Annotated in this window: 1 pseudogene; it reads left to right on the top strand. The window is 34.8% G+C overall.

Annotation, left to right across the window (positions count from 1 at the left end):
* Window positions 1–681 precede the first annotated feature (681 nt).
* Window positions 682–1933 (top strand): annotated as a pseudogene (locus tag J7R07_RS07905) (hypothetical protein); the annotation flags it as partial.

Raw genomic sequence — 1933 nt, 5'->3', positions numbered from 1 at the left:
TTGGTGTGAATGCGCAAGTATCTCAAAATATCGTCTTCCATGCTGATGTTAATTATCAACAAAAACTCCAAAAAGCTGGTGTATCTGGAATGTATCTTTCCGGTGGAATGCGCTACCGATTCTAAAATAAAGGAAATAAAAAAGTGCAATATACACTCAATATAACAAGAGGTATGTTGCACTTTTTCTTAATTTATAAAAATCGGAATTATTTTATTATAGACTCTTTTTCCTTTTAAGAAAAAAGACCTATCAAATATCTTGATCTTTTATTTTATATATAAAATAAAAATACATAACGATCATTTATCCCCTTCTTTCTTAGATAAGAGGACTGGTTGAAATCTTTTTGAGAGCCTCTAAGTTAATTTCCACCTTAAATGTATAAAACTTTCATGACAATAAATTTTCTCATGAGACATGCTTCAAAATTCCCTGTTTTATAGGATTTTTTTGAATATAAGCTTATCAAAAGCAATTTTCCTGGACTGGTTTTCCACTGATTTGGATGACCATTTTAAAAGGTTCCCTAAAGCAAATTTTCTAGGTATAGAGAACGTTGCTTAATAGTTCGTTTTGTTCTTTACAATAAAAATATAATGATATAAAACCCCCTCGGTACTTGCACCATCAGGGGGATGAAGTAAGCATCAAAGGCATACCAATAATAAAGGCATATCTATGTGTAAGAAATCTATTTATAAGAAAAGTTTTTTGTTATGTACAATTGCTGGGGCTTTGGTTTTCTCTCATTTCCTTCCGACTTATGCAGATACATCGTCTCCTAAAATTATAAATATGCTTAAGTTGAATGATGGACAAGAAAAGACCTTTAATAATTTTCTTGTTCGCAGTAAAGGTCCTGGAGTGTCTTCTCAAGAGAAATCAGTTCTCACAATTACAAATTCAACAATACAAACGGATTTAACTGCACTTTCTGCGACAACAGGTGGGCGCATTGATGCTAAGAAAGTTGAAGCAAATACAGGATACATAGGTTTAGAAACTAGAAATGGTACAATTAATGTTGGAGATTCAATTATCATCGTCCAAAAAGGAGGAGCCGGTGGTATTGTTTTTTATGAAACCCCAAAGAATAAACTAAAAGGGAAAGAGCAAGTTGTTAACCAAGTGAATTTGATCAATTCAAAGCTCATTGTGGAAGATGGTGTTGGTATTCGGGGACCTTACGGTTCAAAATCTGTTGCGAAGGTTCATCTTAAAAATTCAGAAATTCGTGCCGACATGTTATTGAGAAATAAAACAAGGCTTATAAGACATGACGAAGATACTCTTCCTGTCTCTCTTACATTAACTGCTGACAATTCGATTGTCGAAGGAAGAGCAAGAACATTAAAAATAAATACAACAGTTCTTACGCTAAAAAACAACAGCAAGTGGTATTTAAAGGTCAGTCAAGAGGATGTAGATACTGATTTTAATACCTTTAATTTCGATCTCAGTGACCTTAAACAACGAGCACTTTCGACTGTTTCTGTACTGAACCTTGATAATAGCTCTATCATATTTAATGTACCATCTACTAATGTACCACCTATCTTGGGAAAGGATCAATATCAAACCTTGAGTGTAGGGCGAACCGCTGAGGTTTATGAATCGCGAGACAATATGGTCCCTACTGTAGAAACTGCTTACTATGCAATGGGTAATGCGAGAATTTATTTCAACACGAAATGGAGCAATGGTCTAACGAAAGAACAACAAAAAACAGATCGTCTCCTTGTCCATGGCAATGTATCAGGTACTACAACAATCCATTTCAATAGTCTTTCAAGGAGTGAGAACGCAAAAGATGAAGACTCCATTCCCACGAATATGCGCGGTGTTTCACTCATTCAAGTTTCTGGTAAAGCAGATGAAAATTCCTTCAAGCTTGCGAACGGTTACGTCACAATGAATGGATTGCCCTACA

The organism is Bartonella phoceensis (genome assembly GCF_902825145.1).
Taxonomy (GTDB): Bacteria; Pseudomonadota; Alphaproteobacteria; order Rhizobiales; family Rhizobiaceae; genus Bartonella; species Bartonella phoceensis.
The sequence above is the reverse complement of the archived record's forward strand: the minus strand, read 5'-3'. Positions and strand labels throughout refer to the sequence as shown.